Source organism: Psychrobacter pacificensis, assembly GCF_900101915.1.
Taxonomy (GTDB): domain Bacteria; phylum Pseudomonadota; class Gammaproteobacteria; order Pseudomonadales; family Moraxellaceae; genus Psychrobacter; species Psychrobacter pacificensis.
Map to the genome: position 1 here is coordinate 78,392 of NZ_FNAL01000011.1, position 19,078 is coordinate 97,469.

General features: G+C 45.7%; 16 protein-coding genes. 3 read left to right on the forward strand and 13 right to left on the reverse strand.

The genetic code is table 11. From position 1 onward, the window contains the following. Positions 1 to 395: 395 nt before the first annotated feature. The 13 genes from BLR43_RS08230 to BLR43_RS08290 all read right to left on the reverse strand — a co-directional run bounded on the left by BLR43_RS08230 (position 396) and on the right by BLR43_RS08290 (position 15,127). Complete coding sequence (locus tag BLR43_RS08230) at positions 396 to 3,023, reverse strand: ABC transporter permease (RefSeq protein WP_093070320.1); 2,628 nt, start codon at positions 3,021 to 3,023, stop codon at positions 396 to 398. Beyond that, entirely contained in the window at positions 3,020 to 3,739 is a 720-nt protein-coding gene (locus BLR43_RS08235) for an ABC transporter ATP-binding protein (RefSeq protein ID WP_093070322.1), read from the reverse strand. Before BLR43_RS08235 ends, BLR43_RS08230 begins: the two co-directional genes overlap by 4 nt. A gap of 25 nt (positions 3,740 to 3,764) precedes the next feature. Further along, on the reverse strand, positions 3,765 to 4,613 hold the full coding sequence (locus BLR43_RS08240) for an arylesterase (RefSeq protein ID WP_093070324.1): 849 nt from the start codon (positions 4,611 to 4,613) through the stop codon (positions 3,765 to 3,767). Between the two features lie 189 nt (positions 4,614 to 4,802). Continuing rightward, entirely contained in the window at positions 4,803 to 6,017 is a 1,215-nt protein-coding gene (locus BLR43_RS08245; RefSeq protein WP_093070326.1) for an MFS transporter, read from the reverse strand. 330 nt (positions 6,018 to 6,347) lie between these two features. After that, positions 6,348 to 6,593 (reverse strand): (Na+)-NQR maturation NqrM, encoded by a 246-nt coding sequence (gene nqrM, locus BLR43_RS08250; RefSeq protein WP_058025258.1) that lies wholly within the window; start codon positions 6,591 to 6,593, stop codon positions 6,348 to 6,350. A 138-nt stretch (positions 6,594 to 6,731) separates the two neighbouring features. After that, entirely contained in the window at positions 6,732 to 7,826 is a 1,095-nt protein-coding gene (locus BLR43_RS08255; protein WP_379542861.1) for an FAD:protein FMN transferase, read from the reverse strand. A gap of 214 nt (positions 7,827 to 8,040) precedes the next feature. After that, complete coding sequence (locus BLR43_RS08260) at positions 8,041 to 8,841, reverse strand: SDR family NAD(P)-dependent oxidoreductase (protein ID WP_093070331.1); 801 nt, start codon at positions 8,839 to 8,841, stop codon at positions 8,041 to 8,043. 170 nt (positions 8,842 to 9,011) lie between these two features. Then, positions 9,012 to 10,247 (reverse strand): NADH:ubiquinone reductase (Na(+)-transporting) subunit F, encoded by a 1,236-nt coding sequence (gene nqrF, locus BLR43_RS08265; RefSeq protein WP_093070333.1) that lies wholly within the window; start codon positions 10,245 to 10,247, stop codon positions 9,012 to 9,014. Between the two features lie 122 nt (positions 10,248 to 10,369). Next, on the reverse strand, positions 10,370 to 10,978 hold the full coding sequence (gene nqrE, locus BLR43_RS08270) for an NADH:ubiquinone reductase (Na(+)-transporting) subunit E (RefSeq protein ID WP_058025262.1): 609 nt from the start codon (positions 10,976 to 10,978) through the stop codon (positions 10,370 to 10,372). Continuing rightward, positions 10,978 to 11,649, reverse strand: a complete 672-nt coding sequence (locus BLR43_RS08275; RefSeq protein ID WP_093070335.1) for an NADH:ubiquinone reductase (Na(+)-transporting) subunit D — start codon at positions 11,647 to 11,649, stop codon at positions 10,978 to 10,980. The genes nqrE and BLR43_RS08275 overlap by 1 nt, the downstream gene beginning before the upstream one ends. Position 11,650: 1 nt before the next feature. Continuing rightward, positions 11,651 to 12,553 (reverse strand): Na(+)-translocating NADH-quinone reductase subunit C, encoded by a 903-nt coding sequence (locus BLR43_RS08280; protein ID WP_093070337.1) that lies wholly within the window; start codon positions 12,551 to 12,553, stop codon positions 11,651 to 11,653. Beyond that, entirely contained in the window at positions 12,534 to 13,769 is a 1,236-nt protein-coding gene (locus BLR43_RS08285) for an NADH:ubiquinone reductase (Na(+)-transporting) subunit B (protein WP_071002705.1), read from the reverse strand. Before BLR43_RS08285 ends, BLR43_RS08280 begins: the two co-directional genes overlap by 20 nt. 5 nt (positions 13,770 to 13,774) lie before the next feature. Continuing rightward, positions 13,775 to 15,127 carry a Na(+)-translocating NADH-quinone reductase subunit A gene (locus tag BLR43_RS08290; protein ID WP_093070339.1) on the reverse strand — a complete coding sequence of 451 codons (1,353 nt, stop codon included), beginning with the start codon at positions 15,125 to 15,127 and terminating at the stop codon, positions 13,775 to 13,777. Between the two features lie 1,083 nt (positions 15,128 to 16,210). Here BLR43_RS08290 and hisA point away from each other — a divergent pair. From hisA to BLR43_RS08305, 3 genes are all read left to right on the forward strand, one after another. After that, positions 16,211 to 16,948, forward strand: coding sequence for a 1-(5-phosphoribosyl)-5-[(5-phosphoribosylamino)methylideneamino]imidazole-4-carboxamide isomerase (gene hisA / locus BLR43_RS08295; protein ID WP_093070341.1), 738 nt, complete (start codon positions 16,211 to 16,213; stop codon positions 16,946 to 16,948). A gap of 89 nt (positions 16,949 to 17,037) precedes the next feature. Next, the gene (locus BLR43_RS08300; RefSeq protein WP_093070343.1) at positions 17,038 to 18,666 is read left to right on the forward strand and encodes a mechanosensitive ion channel family protein; all 1,629 of its coding nucleotides are present in this window, start codon (positions 17,038 to 17,040) and stop codon (positions 18,664 to 18,666) included. Positions 18,667 to 18,747: 81 nt separating this feature from the next. After that, entirely contained in the window at positions 18,748 to 19,047 is a 300-nt protein-coding gene (locus tag BLR43_RS08305; protein WP_093070345.1) for a hypothetical protein, read from the forward strand. The last annotated feature ends 31 nt before the right edge of the window (positions 19,048 to 19,078 follow it).

Genomic DNA, 19,078 nt, shown 5'->3' on the forward strand with positions numbered 1-19,078 from the left:
GAGTATGAGTACCCCACTTGTTAGACAAGGCATACTATGGATAAATAAAGGATTAAATTTTTTGAACAGTATATAAAGAAGTTATACTTGATATCTTTTTGTCTAAGTATAGTATGAATACTTGGCCACAGGATTAGAAATCAACCTCAGCTTTAGCGCTTAAAAACAATATATATTACAGAAATTGAAAAATCAAGGAACTGTTCGATAAAAAATAAATTTTATAAAAGTGACAATCATACAACTTGAGCCAAAAATCAATAGAGAGGAGGTTTAGCTTCAATAGGAAATGTCTTCTCGATGAGCTAGCTACCAATGCATTCAAACTGAAAGAAAATAGCGATTAAAAACCCCTATTAAGGGGTTTTTTCGTTTAAATCTGAAATTGAATACACTTAAATCATCGCCCTAACCCTGGCCATAATCCCGCGCCCAATCACCAATCTCACATAAATAATGGCAATGGCAAACAGCAAGACGATTAACGCCGCACCGCCAATAGCCAAACTTGTCCATGGCACACTAAACTGTAGGTTAAACCATTGCGTGATGGCCACCCAAGCGCCAACGCTAGCGATAACGACTGCAAAGGTTGCCGCGCTAATACCAAGCACACCCAGCTCTAATATATTGAGCATATACAAGTCGCGCTTTTGCATACCGAGCAGTCTAAATGACGCGCTGTCCTTCATACGATCTTGCGAGGTAGACAACAGCGAGCTAATCAGCACCATGACGCCAGTGAGCAGGGCCAGCAAGGTAAACACATAGACCAAGCGGCTCATTTGTACCACCAGCTCTTGAATTTGCTTGGCAATAGCCGTGCCATCGATGGTCGTGACCGCAGGGAACTGGCGTACCAGTTTGCCTTGTAGCTCTGGAATCGCATCTTCTGATACGTGCGCAGTGGCAAATTGAATCTGCGGGGCAGCGGACAGCACCGACGGCTCAAACAGGAAGTAAAAATACGGGCTTGGACCGCGCTCATAGCGCGAGCGGATACTGGTGATCTGCCCGACGATTTCGATACCTTGAATGTTAAAGCGCACCTGATCGCCCATACCGACATTGAGCATACTGGCGGCAGTGTCCAAGATAGATAGGGGTTTGATTTGTTCATTTGTCGCATCGATAGGCGTATATAGCGCATCGTCTGTGAGCGATTCAGTGATGTATTCGGTATCCATGACCGTATCGGCGTAGCTTAAGTTAAACACCCGCGTGGGGTCATCAAAGCCATCCTCAGGCTCGATATCTTTTGCCGGTACATCATTGGCCGTCTCTACACGCGCACGAATGACCGGATAATAAGTGACAGGCGCCTCAATGATCGCATCAATATCGTCATGTTGATCGCTTTGCACATCGAGCAAAAACAGATTGGGCGCGTCTTCAGGATAGGCGGTGATAAACTGCGCATTAATACTATGATTGAGTGTCGTGATGAGCGTCAGCACCGCGACCGATAGCGATAGCGTGACAAAGAATAATGCGGATTGATTGCCCTTGCGCGCCAGATTATGAATGGCGATACGCTGCATCCAACTGACCTTGGCATTGCTCGCCAGCTTAGCAAGCAACCATAGCCATCCACGCGCCAGTAGCCAAAATATCGCCACAAAGCCGATCAAGCCGCCCAATAATTGCGCGCCTAATGACAATGAGCCCACTTCATAAGCAAAGAAGGCATACAGCCCTGTCATCACCAAGCCATACCACAGTAATGGTACGCGTCGATACCACGGCAGGTTTTGCGACTGCGTGCTTGCTCCTTGATTGAGTAGGGTCGCGGGTTTGGTGGTGTTAAGCGCGCTTAAACCACGCTGAGCAATCAGCAACGTGAGGGCTAAGGCAATCACAATGGTCTTAATCGCGCTAATTGGATTGATAGATAGACCCACGTCAGCAGGTAAGATAGCCGCGAGATACGGCTGACCAATTTTAAGCAAGCCCAGACTAAGGACAATCGCGGCAATACAAGCAATGGCAGTCGTGACGATAAGCAATTGATAATAGCTACGTTTGAGTGAACCAAGCGGCTCGCCTAACGCCAAACGAATGGCATTATTGGACTGCTGCTTGCTGACGAACGCACTAATGACACCGTACATGGCGACCGCCGAGAGTAGCAGTACGGCAATGACCAGTAACTTTAAAAACATCAATACATTATCAGAGATACGCGAGACCGAAGTGTCCGCCGAATCAGCATCAGAGAGCTCGATATCAGGATAGCTGGTCAGTATGCCTGTGAGCTTTTTGCGCTGCGTGCTTATCAGTTCAGGATCACCTGCTATCTCGATACGGTAATTGATGCGGCTGCGCTGACCGAGTAGATTGGTGGCCTCTAACGCATCTTGCTTCATCAAGACTCGCCCACCAAAACCAAAGGCGTTCAAAGGTCGATCAGGCTCTTTGGTCAGCACATCACTGATCGTAAACTGCGCATCGCCAATATCGATACGGTCGCCGACACTAGCATTTAGGCTACTGAGCACTTCTGGGGCGACGACGATATTGTCAGCGGTTAGTTGCTCCCACAGCGGCTTTCCTGAGGCAAGCTCAGCGGTACCGTACAAAGGGTAAGACGGTGTGACGGCTTTGACGCTGGCAAGCAAAGTTTGCTCATCGGTGACGAGCATGGCGCTAAACTGATAGTCATACACGGTCTGCGTATCGAGGATGGTTTCTACTTGCGCCAATACCTCGCTTGGCCAGTCTTGCTTGCTGTTCAAAATCAAGTCGCCACCAACGAGTGCGCGCTGATTGTCATTGATATAACGATCGACAGACTGCTGCACAGAGTCGAGGGTCAGGTAGGTTGCAAGTGACAAGGTCAATGTGAGTAGAAACAACACTGGATACACCCAGCGCTGCCACCAACTACGGCTGAGTGCTTGCGAGCCTAGTGTTTTGATGAAAAGTTGATTGAGGATACCGCTAGAATAACTGGTCTCTTGACGCATACTGGTATCAGTCTTTTTTATATCAGTCGATGTGTTGTCTGTCAGCTTTTCATTCATGTCGGTACAATCCGGCCGTCATGCATGGTGATGACGCGATCAGCCATCTCGGCAAGCGCAGGATCGTGAGTCACGACTACTAGTGCAGAGCCAACTTGCTGGCGTAGATTTAATAGCAGCTGCATGACTTGATCGGCATTTTGCTCATCCAAGTTACCCGTTGGCTCATCGGCAAAGACAATCTTTGGATGCGATACTAGCGCTCGTGCCACCGCCGTACGCTGCTGCTCACCACCTGATAACTGATTGGGTAAGCTATGACGGCGATGACCCAAATCAACCGCAACGATCAGCTCGTTGACTCTTGCTGGGTTTGGACGCCGTGCGATATCAAGAGGAAAGGCGATGTTTTCGGCGACAGTTAGGGTCGGCAGTAGATGAAATGACTGAAAGACAAAACCCATATCACGCTGACGAATAACCGCAAGTGAGTCTTCATCCAAGCTGCTGAGCGTTTGATCTGCCAGCGATACCGTACCACTATCAGGATAATCTAGAGCTGCGAGTAAGCCCAGCAAGGTGGATTTGCCCGAGCCTGATTTGCCCATGATGACCACAAACTCGCCAGCATTGACGTATATATCGACGTCCTTAATGATAGATAATTTTTGCTCACCGACTTGCACGGTTTTGTTTAGCTGTGAGGCAGTGAGTAGGGCTGGTGCCTTAGCGTCTGCTTGTGGCGTGGATGCGGTAACCGAAGGTGATGATGTCATTACAGTGTCTCGTTAAATGGTCTCGTTAAGTAGTCTCATTTGGCGTATTTTTGGTTGTGTCGGCCTGAGAGGTTTCGGCTGCTGTGACTTCTTGTAGCGTGGGCTCTAAGATAGGCAAGATATTGTCATTGACGATGATGGTGTAGCCTTCTTTGGTTGGGTGAATGGCATCTGCTTGGTTGAGCTCAGCCTCACCGCCGACACCCTCCAAAAAGAATGGTATCAGAGGGACGCTCATGTCTTTAGCGACGCGAGGATAGATATCTGAGAACGCGGCAACGTAGTCATCGCCCAAATTATCATAGATCGACATCCCGCCCAAAATAACGACACTGCCATTGTCTTGTAGACGTTTAACAGCTGTCCGAATATTGGCTTCAATCGTCGCCACGTCGATACCGCGTATAGCATCGTTAGCCCCAATGGTCAAAATCGTCACATCAGGTTTGGTCTGTAGTACCCAGTCTAAGCGATTGACGAGTCCCGTACTGGTTTCACCGCTCAGCCCTGAGTTGATCACTTCGGTATTCTTATAACCCATTGCTTGCAGGCGATCTTCTAACTGCGCAGGGTAGTTATCATTTTTATCTACCCCAAGACCTTCCGTCAGTGAGTCGCCAAGCGCTAAAATAGTGATTGGGGCGTCGTTGACTTGCATATCGGTGGGTGCATCAGCATTGGCGTCTACATTGGTGTCTACGGACGTTGTATTGGCTTGGTTGTCTGTCGTTTCAGTATCTAAGCGTTGGGTGTCAGTCGGTTGATTCGGTGTGGTCGGCTCAGTCTCTTTTTGACAACCACTGATCGCCATGACAGCAGCGAGCATGGCAATAGCAGGCAGGCGCTGAGCGAGCCGAGAAGGGGTATTTAGCATGGGTGTTATGTCCTATAAGCAATCAAGCTGATGTAGAGTCAGCTCAAGATTTAAATCATCTTGCACTGACTATAGCAAAATAAGACAGCCACCAATATTGCCCTAAGGTTAATTTCAAGACAGCTTTATTGCGCGTTAGAAATCAAGGGCTTATAGACAGTAGTATGTAGAGATTTTGATAAGCTAATATCAAATGTATTTACCATCGACCATCACTGGACGACTGACGAGCCAAGCAATCACAACGTTTGCAATCATCAGTATCAGAATAATAAAAAGCGGCAGACTCCAGCTATCAGTCGCTTCATGGAGCCAGCCTGTGCCAAGCGGCCCAAAAAATGCAATCAAATAACCGACGGCCTGTGCCATACCAGACAGCTCACTTGATTGATTGGTAGTATAGGTACGCAGGGAAAACAGCATCATACTCAAGGTAAAAATCGCTGAGCAACCAATCCCCATCATGGCTGACCATAGCCACGCCAACTCAGTAGATAGATAGCTGATACCTAATACGCCAATGACATTGAGCACAGCGGCAAACACGGCGAGTGCTTGAATAGGACGACCACGATTAATCAGCCATGTCAGACTCAAAATAGAGATGGGTGCCATAAACTGAAACACAGAACCCATTTGGCCAGCGCTCACGGTAGATAGCCCTTTACTAACCAAAATAGAAGGCAAAAAACTGGCAACGGTATAAAACAGTAATGATTGTAGCCCCATAAAGACAGCAATTTGCCAAGCAAACGCCGTTCGCCAAATAGAGATATCAGAGGCATCTTTATCTGTAGATATGACGGATTGGTGGTTGGATGAGCCCAAACGCACACGCAAAAATAACCAAATCAATAACGCAAAAATACCTAAAACCGTCCAACCACCCAACGCCCATTGCCAGCCTACTTGCTCAGACAAAGGGAGGACGATGCCTGAGACTATTCCAGCGGTCACCGTCATTGTTAAACTAAACAAACCCGTAATCAGCGGAATATGTTGCGGAGTACGTTGCTTGATGACAGGCGCGGCCAGTGTATTGGCAAAGCCAATGGCTAGAGTCAGCAATAAAGTACCGATTAAAAACCCAGTCCACGTCGGGATAACGGTACGCAGAATCATGCCAGTGGTTAATAGCGCGATCATGGCAATCAGCGTATTTTCAAGTCCGAAGCGCTTGCCAATGGCTGGTGAGATCAGCGCACCAAGGGCAAAACCCAGCATCGGCACCGCGCCCAACCAGCCAATCTGTATCTCCGAGATATTGAGTGCTTCTTTCACCACTGGCGCGATAGCGCCCAGCGCAACGATAGGGGCACGCATATTGGTCGCTAGCAAAATCATGGCGCATAGCACTAACCAAAAGGTGAAACGTGATGAAGGCAGATTGGATGAGGTAGACATAGCAGCACAACGATAACAGGGAAAAAGGACACGTTATAAGACAGCGCCGAAAAAACGTCGCTCGTAAAACAACACCAAAGATCATTTACTCAGACACGTACCTAAACGGTAATCGATAACGTCAATCAGAACTAAAAATTTGTAGAGGGCAAAACAGATATGTTTGCTAGCCAATTTTTCAAATAGAAAATATCTAAATAGAGAGTGTCTAAATAGGCATAATAAGAGATGGCGACATGAAAATAACGCCAAGTCACTTTGAATGACTTGACGTTATTATACGAACAGATGTTAGGTAAATACTACCCGCGTATGGTAACCAATGAGTTTTTACACAGATTTGCCGAGTTGGGCAGCTCTTAACGCGTTTTCTTGTTGCTCTGCCATCAATGAGTCGCACTTGTTGGGATCATCGCCACAAAATGAGCATTGCTCATCACCCATCAATTTGGCAACACCACCACAAGAGCCTTTGAGCGGCTTTTTTTTGACCATATAACCGATGCCCATAAAAACGAAAAATAGGATAAACACTGTAAAGGTAATGGCAAGCATAGGAAGCAATTGGCTAAGCATAGAGGAAACCTCATTGTCAAAAGTGGGGCAGTTGCTGTTAATGATGTACTTTTAATGGCAACTAACTAATAGTATAGCAAATTTTGGTGTTGCTCGTTGCGCGTTATCGTATTCTCTTGTTTCAATGCCAAAAACTTACTAGGGCTTTTTGTCAGCGCGTAATGCTTGCATTGCTGGTGTCTGAACCACTTGCCAGTCATCGATATTATCATCAGACACGTTATCAGAAACATTACTCTCAGACCCGTCTGTTTTTATATCGTCAGCCAATACTACAAACATAGCAGCCAAGTTTTGAGCTTTAGCGACATCTAGTGCTTTATGATAGGGCATCGCTGTCAGCGCTGTCGCCCATGCATCAGCTAATGCAACTGAATCAGCCGCGACAGTGACGGAGGGCGCACCGCCCGCGATGGGTTTGCCAGTGGTCGGATCGATGGTATGGCTATAGCGTTTGCCATCAAATATGACGGAGTTGCGATAATTTCCAGAGGTTGCCAGATGCATTTGGCTAGCCGTATTTTTTGGTTGGCGGATGGCAGAGATTGTTTGACGCTCGCTGACAGTGCTGCCTTCAATAGGGGCGTCAATCGCAATTTGCCATGGCTGCTGTTGGTTGTTAACGCCAGATGTCGAAATTTCACCGCCAATCTCAACCATATAATTGCGAATTTGATAATCCTCTCTCAGCACATCGGCGATAACATCGACGCCATACCCTTTGGCAACGGCAGAAAAATCAAGCTCGACGCCGTCTTTGGTTTTAGACACCGTTTGGTCTTTTTTGATAATGCTCTCAAAGTCTACCAGTGCTTTTGCTTGGGCAATCTCGAGCGCTGTAGGCGGACTTTGTAGACGCTCGACTGTCATGGTACTGCCAAAACCCCAAGTCTCTACCAAAGGCATAACGGTAGGATCAAACGCACCACCAGATTGCACGTAGACAATCTTTGACACATCCAGCACCCGACTAAAATCAGCGTCGATGGTAATCGGTGTATTCTTATTCAACCGATTAAATTTAGAGATGGTCGAGTCGCTCTGATAGGTCGACATGCTGTCGTTAATCTGTTTCAAGCGTTCATCGATTGACGCTTGTATGGCAGCTTCATCTGCATTATCAGGGAGCTGATAACTGATATGGTAGCTTGTCCCCATCGTTTCACCAGTCAGATAGTTATAATCTGGTGTTTGCTGGCAAGCACTGAGGCTTAAGATGCTGGTAAGGCTCATTGTGCCAAACAGCGTGTTTTTGATCGTTTTCTTAGAAAGTAAACGGTACATTGTATTTTTCATAATATCTTCGGTATGACGCAGAAATGAATAGGGTGTAAAACAATACACGCTTATTTTACACCCCTTGACCCTAGAAATACCAATGATGGCAATGTCCAGTGACAATCTACTGCATACCAAGCCACCGCATACTAATCTACTGCATACCAAGCTATTTTACTTGCGACTCGCGTATGAGCTTATAAAGTTTGGGCGGTGAGACACGATTGACCCGTGTTGCCAGCTTTTCTTTACTGCCAGCGACCACGATATATTCTTCACCTTTTGAGAGTGCCTTCACCACTTGCTTTGCAAAATCAGTTGCCGTGAGACCGTTACTGGTTGCTTCATCCATGGTGCCCTGAGCGCTGCCATCACCTGTCAAGGCATTGATAGAGATGTTGGTCTGAATAAATCCTGGGAATATCGTCGCCACTTCTATACCTTTGTCATGCAACTCTGCCCGTAAACTGTTTGCCCACATATGCAATGCGGCTTTGGCTGCGCCATAAGCACCGCGATATTGTGTCCCTAGTAATCCTGCGACACTTGATACCATGACGATTTTGCCGCCACCTTGTGCGATCATATCAGGCAGTATCAGTCTGGTTAGTCGCGTCTGAGCAAAGTAATCTACCTCCATAATCTGACGCTCGACGTCTTCGTCAGTTTCCATGATGAGTGAGCGCTGGCTAATACCGGCGTTATTGATGAGCCAATCAATGTTTCCAGCCTGAGCTTTGGCATTGTCATATGCGGCTTTTGCTTGAGCAGCATCACTGATATCAAACGGAATGACAATATGCCTATTTGCACGCTTGCAGCTTTTCTTGACGGATTCTAGTTTTTGGTTATCACGGCCACTGAGAATAATTCTAGCACCACGCTTGGCAAAGGCAATCGCCAATGCTTGCCCAATACCACTAGAAGCACCCGTGATCCAAATGGTCAGATCTTTGTATTTGGTTTTCATAAGCGTCCTTTCTTAATATTTAGAGCGTTCATGATATAGGATAGCAATGCTGATCTACCAGTTAGATTTGTAGTCTCAACAACCACAATGATTGCTAAAAATCACACAAAAAAAGAGCCTCAATTGAGACTCTTTTTATATACACTTTTAAGTTTATCTGGCGGGGTTATTTAACCACCGAAATCATCAAGCATGATGTTTTCGTCTTCTACGCCCAAGCTGTGTAGCATATCGATCACAGCAGCGTTCATCATCGGTGGCCCACACATGTAGTATTCACAGTCTTCTGGGTTTGGATGATCTTTCAGATAGTTTTCGAGCAACACGTTATGGATAAAGCCTGTTGGACCTTCCCAGTTATCTTCTGGTAATGGGTCAGACAGAGCCACATGCCATTCAAAATTGTCAAACTCTTCTTCTAGCTGATCGTAATCTTCAACATAGAACATTTCACGGATCGAACGAGCACCATACCAGAAACTGATCTTGCGATCGGTTTTCAAGCGCTTGAGCTGATCAAAGATATGCGAGCGCATGGGAGCCATACCAGCACCACCACCGACAAAGATCATTTCAGCTTCAGTCTTCTTGGCAAAGAATTCACCATAAGGACCTGAAACCGTCACCTTATCGCCAGGTTTTAGGCTAAATACCCAAGAAGACATTTTGCCCGGTGGAATACCGTCAGGACCACGTGGCGGTGGACTTGCGATACGGATGTTGAATTTGATGAGGCCTTTTTCTTCAGGGTAGTTGGCCATCGAATACGCACGGATAACGGGTTCATCGACTTTTGAGACGTATTTGAAGACGTCGAACTTCTCCCAGTCTTCACGGTACTCTTCGCCGATATCAAAGTCTTTATAATGTACTTCATGCGGCGGCGCTTCAAGCTGCACATAACCACCAGCGCGGAAGTTTACTTCTTCGCCTTCTGGGATTTTTAGCACCAGCTCTTTAATGAAAGTCGCAACGTTATCGTTTGAGATAACCTCACATTCCCATTTTTGTACATCAAAGAATTCAGGATCAATCTCAATTTTCATGTCTTGCTTAACAGCTACCTGACAAGCCAAGCGCATGTGATTGCGGATCTCGCCTTGAGTAAAATAGCCTTCTTCGGTGGGCAAAATAGAACCACCACCTTCAATAACGCGGCAACGACACTGCGCACAGGTACCACCGCCACCACACGCTGAAGACAAAAAGATGCCTTCGCCCGCTAGCGTTTGCAGTAGTTTACCGCCTGCTGGTGTCACCACGTCATTATCGGGATTATCATTAATATGGATAGTGACATCGCCTGAACTGACCAGTCTTGAGCGCGCCGCCAAAATAATAGCGACGAGGCCCATGATGATCAAGGTAAACATAGCAACGCCACCAATCGCCGTAGCGTAATCCATGGTAGGTATCCTTAATCTATGGGGTAGGGGTGCGAAGACATTTTTTATGCTGTGTCCGAACCCTTACCGAATAAATGAATTAAATAGATCAAATAGCTAATAGAAGCTTTGAGCTTAGTAGTTTAGATGGACATACCACCGAACGACATAAAGCCGAGCGACATAAGACCAACCGTGAGAAAGGTAATACCAAGACCGCGCAATGGCGCTGGAATGTCTGAGTATTTGAGCTTTTCACGGATACCTGCCAATGCAGTAATAGCAAGTGCCCAACCGAAGCCTGCGCCCACACCATAGACGACAGATTCACCAAAGTTATAATCACGCTCGACCATAAATAGTACACCACCCAAGATGGCACAGTTTACGGTGATTAGTGGTAAGAATACCCCAAGCGCGTTGTATAAACTTGGTACAAACTTGTCCAAGAACATCTCTAGAATCTGTACGGTGGCTGCAATCAAACCGATGTAACTAAGCAACCCTAAGAAGCTCAAGTTGATATCAGGGAAGCCTGCCCAAGCCAATGCACCATCTTTTAGGATGAACTGGAATAGCAAGTTGTTTAGCGGAACGGTGATGGCCATCACGACAATCACAGCAACCCCTAGACCAATCGCTGTCGAGACTTTTTTGGATACGGCCAAAAAAGTACACATGCCTAAGAAGTAGGCAAGTGCCATGTTCTCGATAAAGACTGAGGTTATAAATAAACTAATATAATGTCCCATTAGTGACCGCCTCCATGTGCAATGCCTTTAGACTGCGGCTTCATTACAAACTCAGCTTCTTCCACTTGTTCTGGTTTCCAAGTACGGACGATTGCGATAAACAAAGCAATAATGAAGAACGCTGATGGTGGCAATAGCAACAGACCGTTTGGTATATACCAACCGCCATCAGTAACTGGTTGTAGGATAGTGATACCAAACCAAGTACCTGCGCCTAACAGCTCACGAATGGTGGCAACGAATAGCAAGACCGCTGAGTAACCAAGACCGTTACCAATACCATCTAAAAAGCTTGGGATTGGCGGGTTACTCATGGCAAATGCTTCAGCACGGCCCATAACGATACAGTTGGTGATAATCAAACCAACGAAGACCGACAGACCTTTACTCACATCATAAGCGACCGCTTTTAGTACCTGATCTACCAAGATAACCAATGAAGCAATAATGGTCATCTGTACGATGATACGAATGCTCGATGGAATCTGCTTACGAATAATAGAGATAAAGAAGCTTGAAAATGCCGTCACCAAGGTGAGTGCCACACACATGACCATGGCATTGGCCATACTCGTTGTGACTGCCAGTGCCGAACAGATACCAAGAATCTGTAAACCAATGGGATTATTGTCAAAAATAGGCGTGGTTAAAATACTTTTAGTGTCAGCCATTTTATGCCTCCTTGCCATTAGCTATTGGTAGCGCGGCTGCCAATTCGGTGTTAAGTTGAGCGGCCGACGTTGACTGATTTGCTTGTGTATCTGCATCATCAAGGGTCTGACCGCTCTCTTTACGTAGCATATCTAGATAAGGCTTATAGCCTTGATCGCCTAACCAGAACTGAATCATGTTGCTGACGCCGCGGCTTGTTAGTGTTGCGCCGCTGATACCATCGACCCAATTGTCTTTCGGATTACCCGCTTTGGTCACACCAGTAGCAACGTTGCCATTGTCATCATAAGAATGGATGCCATTCCACTGTGCGCGCCACTCTGGCTCTTCAATACGAGCGCCAAGACCTGGGGTCTCTTTATGCTCATAAAAACTGATACCTTTGATGGTATTCATGTCACTTTCAAGCGTTAAGAAACCATAAATCGTACCCCATAGCCCGTAGCCTTGAATAGGCAATACAACCAGTTCAGGTTTGCCTGCGTCATCTTCTTTGACATAGACTTTGGCGTATTTTGGCTTACGGCCAATACCAGCAGGATCATTGTCGCCCAAGTCTTCGCTTAAGGCTTGGTTTTTGGTCGCTTGACTGGCGTCATAAGCATTACGATCAGGAATACCAGCCGTTTTTAACTCATCATCATCAAGGTAGTTGCCTTTATTTAGATCAATGATTTTGACATCAAAATCTTTAAAACGTTCGGCGACATCATCTGCTGTATCAGACTCAGTATTGTACATGTCAGCGGCGACCAAGATGTTTTTATTGCGATCCAAGCGTGCATTTTCGATTTGTGCAGGTTTTAGGCCAACAGCGACAGCTGAGACCAATACTGAACAAACCAAGCACAGCGTCAAAGCCACACTGATGGTTTTGGCATTATTACTTTTGGGCTTGGACATAACGAACCCTCCGAGCAGTTTGGCGTTTGATATTTGCTTGGGTCACAAAATAATCAAACAGTGGAGCAAATAAGTTGGCAAACAAGATAGCCAGCATGATGCCTTCTGGGAAAGCAGGGTTAATGACACGAATCAGAACGGTCATAAAACCGATCAAGATACCATAAGCCCAGCGGCCCTTATTGGTGTGGGCAGCAGAAACGGGGTCGGTTGCCATGAATACTGCACCGAACGCAAAACCACCGATAACCAAGTGCCAGTAGAATGGCAAGCTCATCATCATATTGTCATCAGAGCCAATCAGGTTGAACACCAATGAAGTAGCAATCAAACCAACCACACAGCCTGCCATGATGCGCCAAGAAGCAATACGCGTCCAAAGCAACACCGCAGCACCCATTAGGATAGCTAGCGTCGATACTTCACCGATACTGCCCTGCATGTTGCCTAAGAATGCATCACTCCAAGTGATCGCATTACCATAGACATCAACAAAGTCTTGAGGAACCACACCAAGCGCGGCAAGCCCAAGCGGGGTCGCACCTGAGAAGCCATCTACAGCTGTCCATACTGAGTCGCCAGACATATAGGCTGGATAGGCAAAGTATAAGAACGCACGGCCTGATAGGGCAGGGTTCAAGAAGTTTTTACCAGTCCCACCGAACACTTCTTTTGCGACCACCACACCAAAGATAATACCGAGGGCAACTTGCCATAAAGGAATATCAGGTGGTAAACATAATGCAAATAGAACTGAGGTCACAAAGAAACCTTCGTTAACTTCGTGTCCGCGGACAACGGCAAAGATAATCTCACAGAGAATACCGACGGCAAACGTCACGATATAAATCGGCAAAAACTGCATGGCCCCATAAACAAAGCTTGCCCAGATACTGTCTGGGTTGTAACCTGCCATACTAGTGATGACGGTACGCCAGCCTTCAGGTTGCAGACCGAGCTGAGCGATAGCGGTTAGTGCTTGATGACCGATGTTGTACATACCCCAAAACATTGCTGGGAAAGTACATAGCCATACCGTAATCATAATACGCTTTAAGTCGATACCGTCACGAACGTGTGATGAAGCGTACGTTGTGGTGCCTGGCTGCCGAAGAAACGTATCAAACATCTCAAAAATAGCATAATACTTTTCGTGTTTGCCGCCTTTGGTAAAAGATGGCTCCATACGATCGAACATATTGTGTAAAAATTTCATCGTGGTTAGCCCTCCAGCTCAATGCGCGTTAAGTTATCACGCAAAATATCACCGAACTCATATTTGCCAGGAGATACAAAGGTGCATAGTGCCAAGTCTTCTTCATCCAACTCAAGTGCACCCAAATCAGTGGCACTGACGATGTCTTCGACAATCAAAGCACGTAACAATTGAGTGGGCAGGTAATCTTGAGGCATGACTTCTTCAAAGACACCAATCGGTACCATGGCGCGAGGTGAGCCATTACTTGTTGTGGTGAAATTGTACTTTTTGCCACCAAAGAACTGCGAGATATAGATAGGCAGCTTTGAGAAGCGGTTTTTACCGGGGCTAAAGAAGTGAAACGCAGGACGCTCACGACCTTCAGGCAGTGCACTGATCTGATTATGAAAACGACCAAGATAAGCGATATTGTCAAATACTCTGCGACCAGACAATACTGAACCTGAGATAATACGGTTCTCGCCTGCCGCCAGTTGACCTTTGGTTAATGCCGTAATATCAGCACCACGCTCGGTTGCAATCAGATGCGGATTGGTAACCGCAGGGCCAGCCAAGCTTAGCATACGACGTGTATATAGATGTCCAGTTGTGAACAGCTTACCAATCGCAATCACATCTTGATAACCAATCGTCCATACGGTCACGCCGCGGCTGATAGGGTGCAAGAAATGAATGTGCGTACCTGCAAGACCTGCTGGATGTTTACCCGCAAAGGCATGATACTCAGTGACATTATTAGCCGCAGTGTTTGTAACTGGCGTCAACTGGGCGTCGCCATGGTGGCAGACAAAGGTCTTGGGCGTGAGTGTTGAGAGTACTGCTAGGCCATCATTGAACGCTTGTAGCTGCTCATTGATCACCAGCATTGGATCAAGGGCGAGTGGATTGGTGTCCATTGCTGTCACAAAGATAGCATGTGGACGAGCGCCGATTTCGGGCGCACGGCTATAGGGACGTGTGCGAAACGCAGTCCATTCGCCAGAGGCAATCAGTTGGGTTTCAACGACTTCAGAGTCTAGGTCAGCAAGCTGCTGTGAGTCATAGCGCTCAAAGTCTACTTCTTCACCATTCGGGTCGACCTCAATCACAAGACTCTCAAACACTCGACGTTCGCCACGTTTAACAGCGACGACCTTACCAGCAGCAGGGGCAGTATAGATGACGCCAACACGCTTTTTGTCTTCAAAAACGGGCTGACCTTTGGCTACAATGTCACCTTCTTTGACATTCATCGTAGGCTTCATGCCCACGTAATCATAGCCAATAAGTGCTACACGTGTCGGTTGGTGCTCAGATATCTCGCGGGAGGGTTCACCGGTGATGGGCAAATCCAAACCTTTTTTGATGGTAATCATAAGCGAAAACTTAGTCCATAGTCTAAAACGATACCAGACATCCTGTTTGGTACATCGGTAGCTTGAACATTTATCTCACTCAATAAAGCCTTCAATCATCTATTTCTATACTGAAATAAGGATGAAAGCTCTCTGAAGATAATACATGATCATAACTACTATTAAGAGTATTAACGCTGACCTTAGACTCCTTAACAACACGTTAATGTCTTATTCGAATTACCAAAGTGGCGACTGGCTACCAAGGTGTATGCTAAAACTATTGAATCAAAATCAATCGCCAAAAGCACATTGCCAACAGAGATTACTTTGAAAATAACAGCCTTATCATACGTTTCATTGAAATTAAAAACTTGTAATACCAGTATGATGGGCCACTTTTATCCAATCAGCATCATTCAAAAATACGCAATTTTTTAGAGGTGTGACCAAATAACGATCTATTGAAGTAGATGATAAACTGGCTAAAAGACAACCTAGATAAGCAAGCATCACATCATTTTTGTGATCTGCCAAACTCTAGTCATAACTGTTTTATATTGTTAGCTAGTAATAGGGTTTTAAACGGCATCCAATGGGGCTTTATACTGCAGAATCGGTGGTATACAGACTACCAGATTAGATTTCTATTATAACCCTTTTTGGCAATATATCAGTTAATATCATACGGATATATTGAGCCATTGCTCATTGTCTCTGAGGCATTATGAAGTGCGACTAAGCAATACCGTCTCAACAAAAAGCGTAACGCATGGTTACTATCACATAGAAACAAATAAAAATTTACCTAGGATTATACGCTAAATTGACCTAAAATTGCCAGTCAGTAATAGAATTTAACGAATGTTGGTGCCGATTCTACGTATTACAACTTATGGTTATGATTGTTTGATTTCGATTGTATCCTATCTCTATTTGAGCAGATTTCTGACCTATTTTATTTGGTTTTTCGAATCTGTCTATAATTTATGCCGCGTTTGCGTGGTGTTTTCTATCGTGGTCTGATGCTTCGATTTCGTTTTATTCTCAACAATGTAATTGTCTAAATTTATTGCCAATATTATGCTTTATAAGGAATGCTATATGTGTGCTGTGCCTGTCATTATCCCGGCTATTGATTTAAAAGATGGTAAGTGCGTACGTTTAAAACAAGGCCGTATGGAAGATGATACGGTATTCTCTGATGATCCCGTTGCCATGGCGGCACGTTGGGTAGATGAGGGCGCACGCCGCCTGCATTTGGTCGATTTGAATGGTGCTTTTGATGGCGTGCCAGTACACAGACAAGTGGTCAATGATATTACCAAAGCATATCCGAACCTGCCTATTCAATTGGGTGGTGGCGTGCGTAATATGAATACTATTGAGCAATACATTACTGCCGGTCTAACTTATATTATCATCGGTACAAAAGCGGTTGAAGAGCCGGATTTTGTGGCAGAAGCTTGCCGTGAATTTGCAGGACACATCATTGTTGGTATCGATGCCAAAGACGGTATGGTCGCCACTCATGGCTGGGCCAATGTTACCGATACCAAAGCGACCGAGCTTGCCAAGCGCTTCGCTGATGTAGGTGTTTCTTCTATTGTGTATACTGATATTGCCCGCGATGGCATGATGCAAGGCGTGAATGTTGAACAAACCGTCAATTTGGCTCGCGAAGGCGGATTACCTGTGATCGCATCAGGCGGCGTTACTGATATGAAAGACATCGAGCTATTAAAGCCCTATGGTGATAGTATCGAAGGTATCATCACTGGTCGTGCTATCTATGAAGGCACGTTGAATTTGAGCGAAGCTCAGCTTTACTTAGATAGCTAAATAAATCAAAAATTAGTCGGTTAAAATCAGACAGCTAATTATCAGCAATCAGCTAAGCGAGAAAAACCCGTAAAAAATAAAGGATGCTTATGGCCAGTTATTTTGACCGTCCAATGATACGCCGTTTTATAAAAGCGTGGGGTCAAATGCTGTTGCTGTTAAGCATCGTTTGTACGTGGCCCACCTATGCTGCTGGTGAAGAACTCTCTGGCATTGCAACCGTACTTGGCGTGGAGAGTGCAGAAGAGGCAACACCTGATAGTGATCCTGCGCCAGACGAGGAAGCATCAGACCCCGCCACCTCATTATCGACACCTGCCCAGCCCCCCGTCATCAGCGGTGAAAGCACCAATAACGGTCAAATTGAAACCACACCCACCCCGCAAAAAGATAATGAAATCCGTCAGCGTATCAATGGTATTTTCTCTGAAGTCGAAGGCCTACAAGCCGTTACTGTCAGTGTGAGCCAGGGCGTGGTCACCTTGGCAGGAGAGACTGCCAACGAAAAAAAAGCGCAGCAGGCCATCAATCTGACCAACCGTTTGACTGATGTAGTCACCGTTGATGACAATATCAATCGAACGTTGGACGTTCAAGAGAATGTCTCGACGGTTTATCAAGGTCTAAAAGCACAATTAGAAAACCTCGTGAAGGCGCTGCCTTTGCTATTGGTCGGCGTTGTTATATTTGCATTGGTCACATGGTTTGGTAGTTGGTTATCTAATCGCAAAAGAATGTGGCAGCGCTTAACGCCAAATCCGTTTGTCGCTGAGCTATTATCACAAACCGTCAAAGTTATTTTTATCATCTTTGGTCTGATCTTGGGACTGAGCCTTATCGGGGCAGAAACCATCTTAGGTACTTTGCTTGGCGGCGCAGGTGTCATCGGTATTGCCGTTGGTTTTGCGGTCAAGGATACCATCGAAAACTATATTGCCTCACTAATGCTCAGTATCCGCCAGCCATTTCGCGCCCGTGATCAAGTGGTTATCAATGGGCAAGAGGGTATTGTCGTTCGTCTGACCTCACGTGCGACGATACTGATGACATTGGATGGCAATCAGTTGCGTATTCCGAATGCTGAGGTGTTTAAAGGCACCATTCTCAACTACACTAAAAATCCCGAGCGCCGCTTTACTTTTGAATTAGGTGTTGATGCCAATGATGATCCGCTAGCAGCTATCAAAGTAGGACTGGATGCGATCGATACGCTCGCATTTGTATTGGATGAGCCCAAAGCCATCGCGGTGATTACCAATGTGGGTGATTCCAATATCGTGCTAGAGTTTCAGGTTTGGGTAGATCAATCAGAAACCGACTTTGCCAAGGCCCGTAGTATTGCCATTCGTGAGACCAAGCATGCACTAGAAAACGAGGGCTTTAGTTTACCTGAGCCTATTTATCGCCTGCGGTTTAATAACAAATTAGAGAAAGCCATTGAACATATGCAGAACAGTGCGGATAGCGCTAAATCTGACATGACCATCACCCCAACCACGCCTGAGCCTACTTTTATCCATCAAGATAATGAGAATCCTGTTGATAATAAAGATAAAAAGCAAGCGAAGGCGCGAGCCAAAGTTATTTTGCAAGGCCGTAATGCTGATGAGGTCCTCGATGCTCGCCCTGATGACAAGCTGATGGAAAAGGTCGAGCAAGAGATTGCTCAAAGCTCAGATGAAACGGATTTGCTCAATAATAATAGTCCGCAAGAATAGTAAGAGATAGTAGGTTTAAAAATAGGCACAAAAAGTGCAATGGAACTCGTATTTGGTAGCTAATCAAAAACGAGATTTTTTATGGAAATGAAGCATGTAATCATATTTGCCGTAATCGGCATCGTGGCACTATTGGGCTTTAACATCATCAATGGCAATAGTCATGAGAAAAACAGAGAGGTTGCCATTAGCAGTACTGTTTCTGAAAAGCCTACAGCAGCTGTATCTGATGCAGATAGCTCTAAGAATAGCTCTGCAAATATCGCCAGCAAACCACTTGGCGAACAGCCAAAAGCCATAATAGACGATGCTACCAATAAAATCGATCAAGCACAGCAATCTGAGCAAGATCGTTTGGAACAGATGAGTAATGCACAGTAAAAAAGTATTCAACCTAAAACTATAAATAACA

Bases quoted from the DNA above. Each gene is read 5' to 3' on its own strand.
- nqrM (WP_058025258.1), bottom strand. From the start codon at position 6,593: ATGCTTAGCCAATTGCTTCCTATGCTTGCCATTACCTTTACAGTGTTT.
- BLR43_RS08235 (WP_093070322.1), bottom strand. From the start codon at position 3,739: ATGACATCATCACCTTCGGTTACCGCATCCACGCCACAAGCAGACGCT.
- hisA (WP_093070341.1), top strand. From the start codon at position 16,211: ATGTGTGCTGTGCCTGTCATTATCCCGGCTATTGATTTAAAAGATGGT.
- BLR43_RS08300 (WP_093070343.1), top strand. From the start codon at position 17,038: ATGGCCAGTTATTTTGACCGTCCAATGATACGCCGTTTTATAAAAGCG.
- nqrF (WP_093070333.1), bottom strand. From the start codon at position 10,247: ATGGATTACGCTACGGCGATTGGTGGCGTTGCTATGTTTACCTTGATC.
- BLR43_RS08305 (WP_093070345.1), top strand. From the start codon at position 18,748: ATGGAAATGAAGCATGTAATCATATTTGCCGTAATCGGCATCGTGGCA.
- nqrE (WP_058025262.1), bottom strand. From the start codon at position 10,978: ATGGGACATTATATTAGTTTATTTATAACCTCAGTCTTTATCGAGAAC.
- BLR43_RS08285 (WP_071002705.1), bottom strand. From the start codon at position 13,769: ATGAAATTTTTACACAATATGTTCGATCGTATGGAGCCATCTTTTACC.
- BLR43_RS08240 (WP_093070324.1), bottom strand. From the start codon at position 4,613: ATGCTAAATACCCCTTCTCGGCTCGCTCAGCGCCTGCCTGCTATTGCC.
- BLR43_RS08255 (WP_379542861.1), bottom strand. From the start codon at position 7,826: ATGAGCCTTACCAGCATCTTAAGCCTCAGTGCTTGCCAGCAAACACCA.
- BLR43_RS08230 (WP_093070320.1), bottom strand. From the start codon at position 3,023: ATGAATGAAAAGCTGACAGACAACACATCGACTGATATAAAAAAGACT.
- BLR43_RS08290 (WP_093070339.1), bottom strand. From the start codon at position 15,127: ATGATTACCATCAAAAAAGGTTTGGATTTGCCCATCACCGGTGAACCC.
- BLR43_RS08275 (WP_093070335.1), bottom strand. From the start codon at position 11,649: ATGGCTGACACTAAAAGTATTTTAACCACGCCTATTTTTGACAATAAT.
- BLR43_RS08280 (WP_093070337.1), bottom strand. From the start codon at position 12,553: ATGTCCAAGCCCAAAAGTAATAATGCCAAAACCATCAGTGTGGCTTTG.
- BLR43_RS08260 (WP_093070331.1), bottom strand. From the start codon at position 8,841: ATGAAAACCAAATACAAAGATCTGACCATTTGGATCACGGGTGCTTCT.
- BLR43_RS08245 (WP_093070326.1), bottom strand. From the start codon at position 6,017: ATGTCTACCTCATCCAATCTGCCTTCATCACGTTTCACCTTTTGGTTA.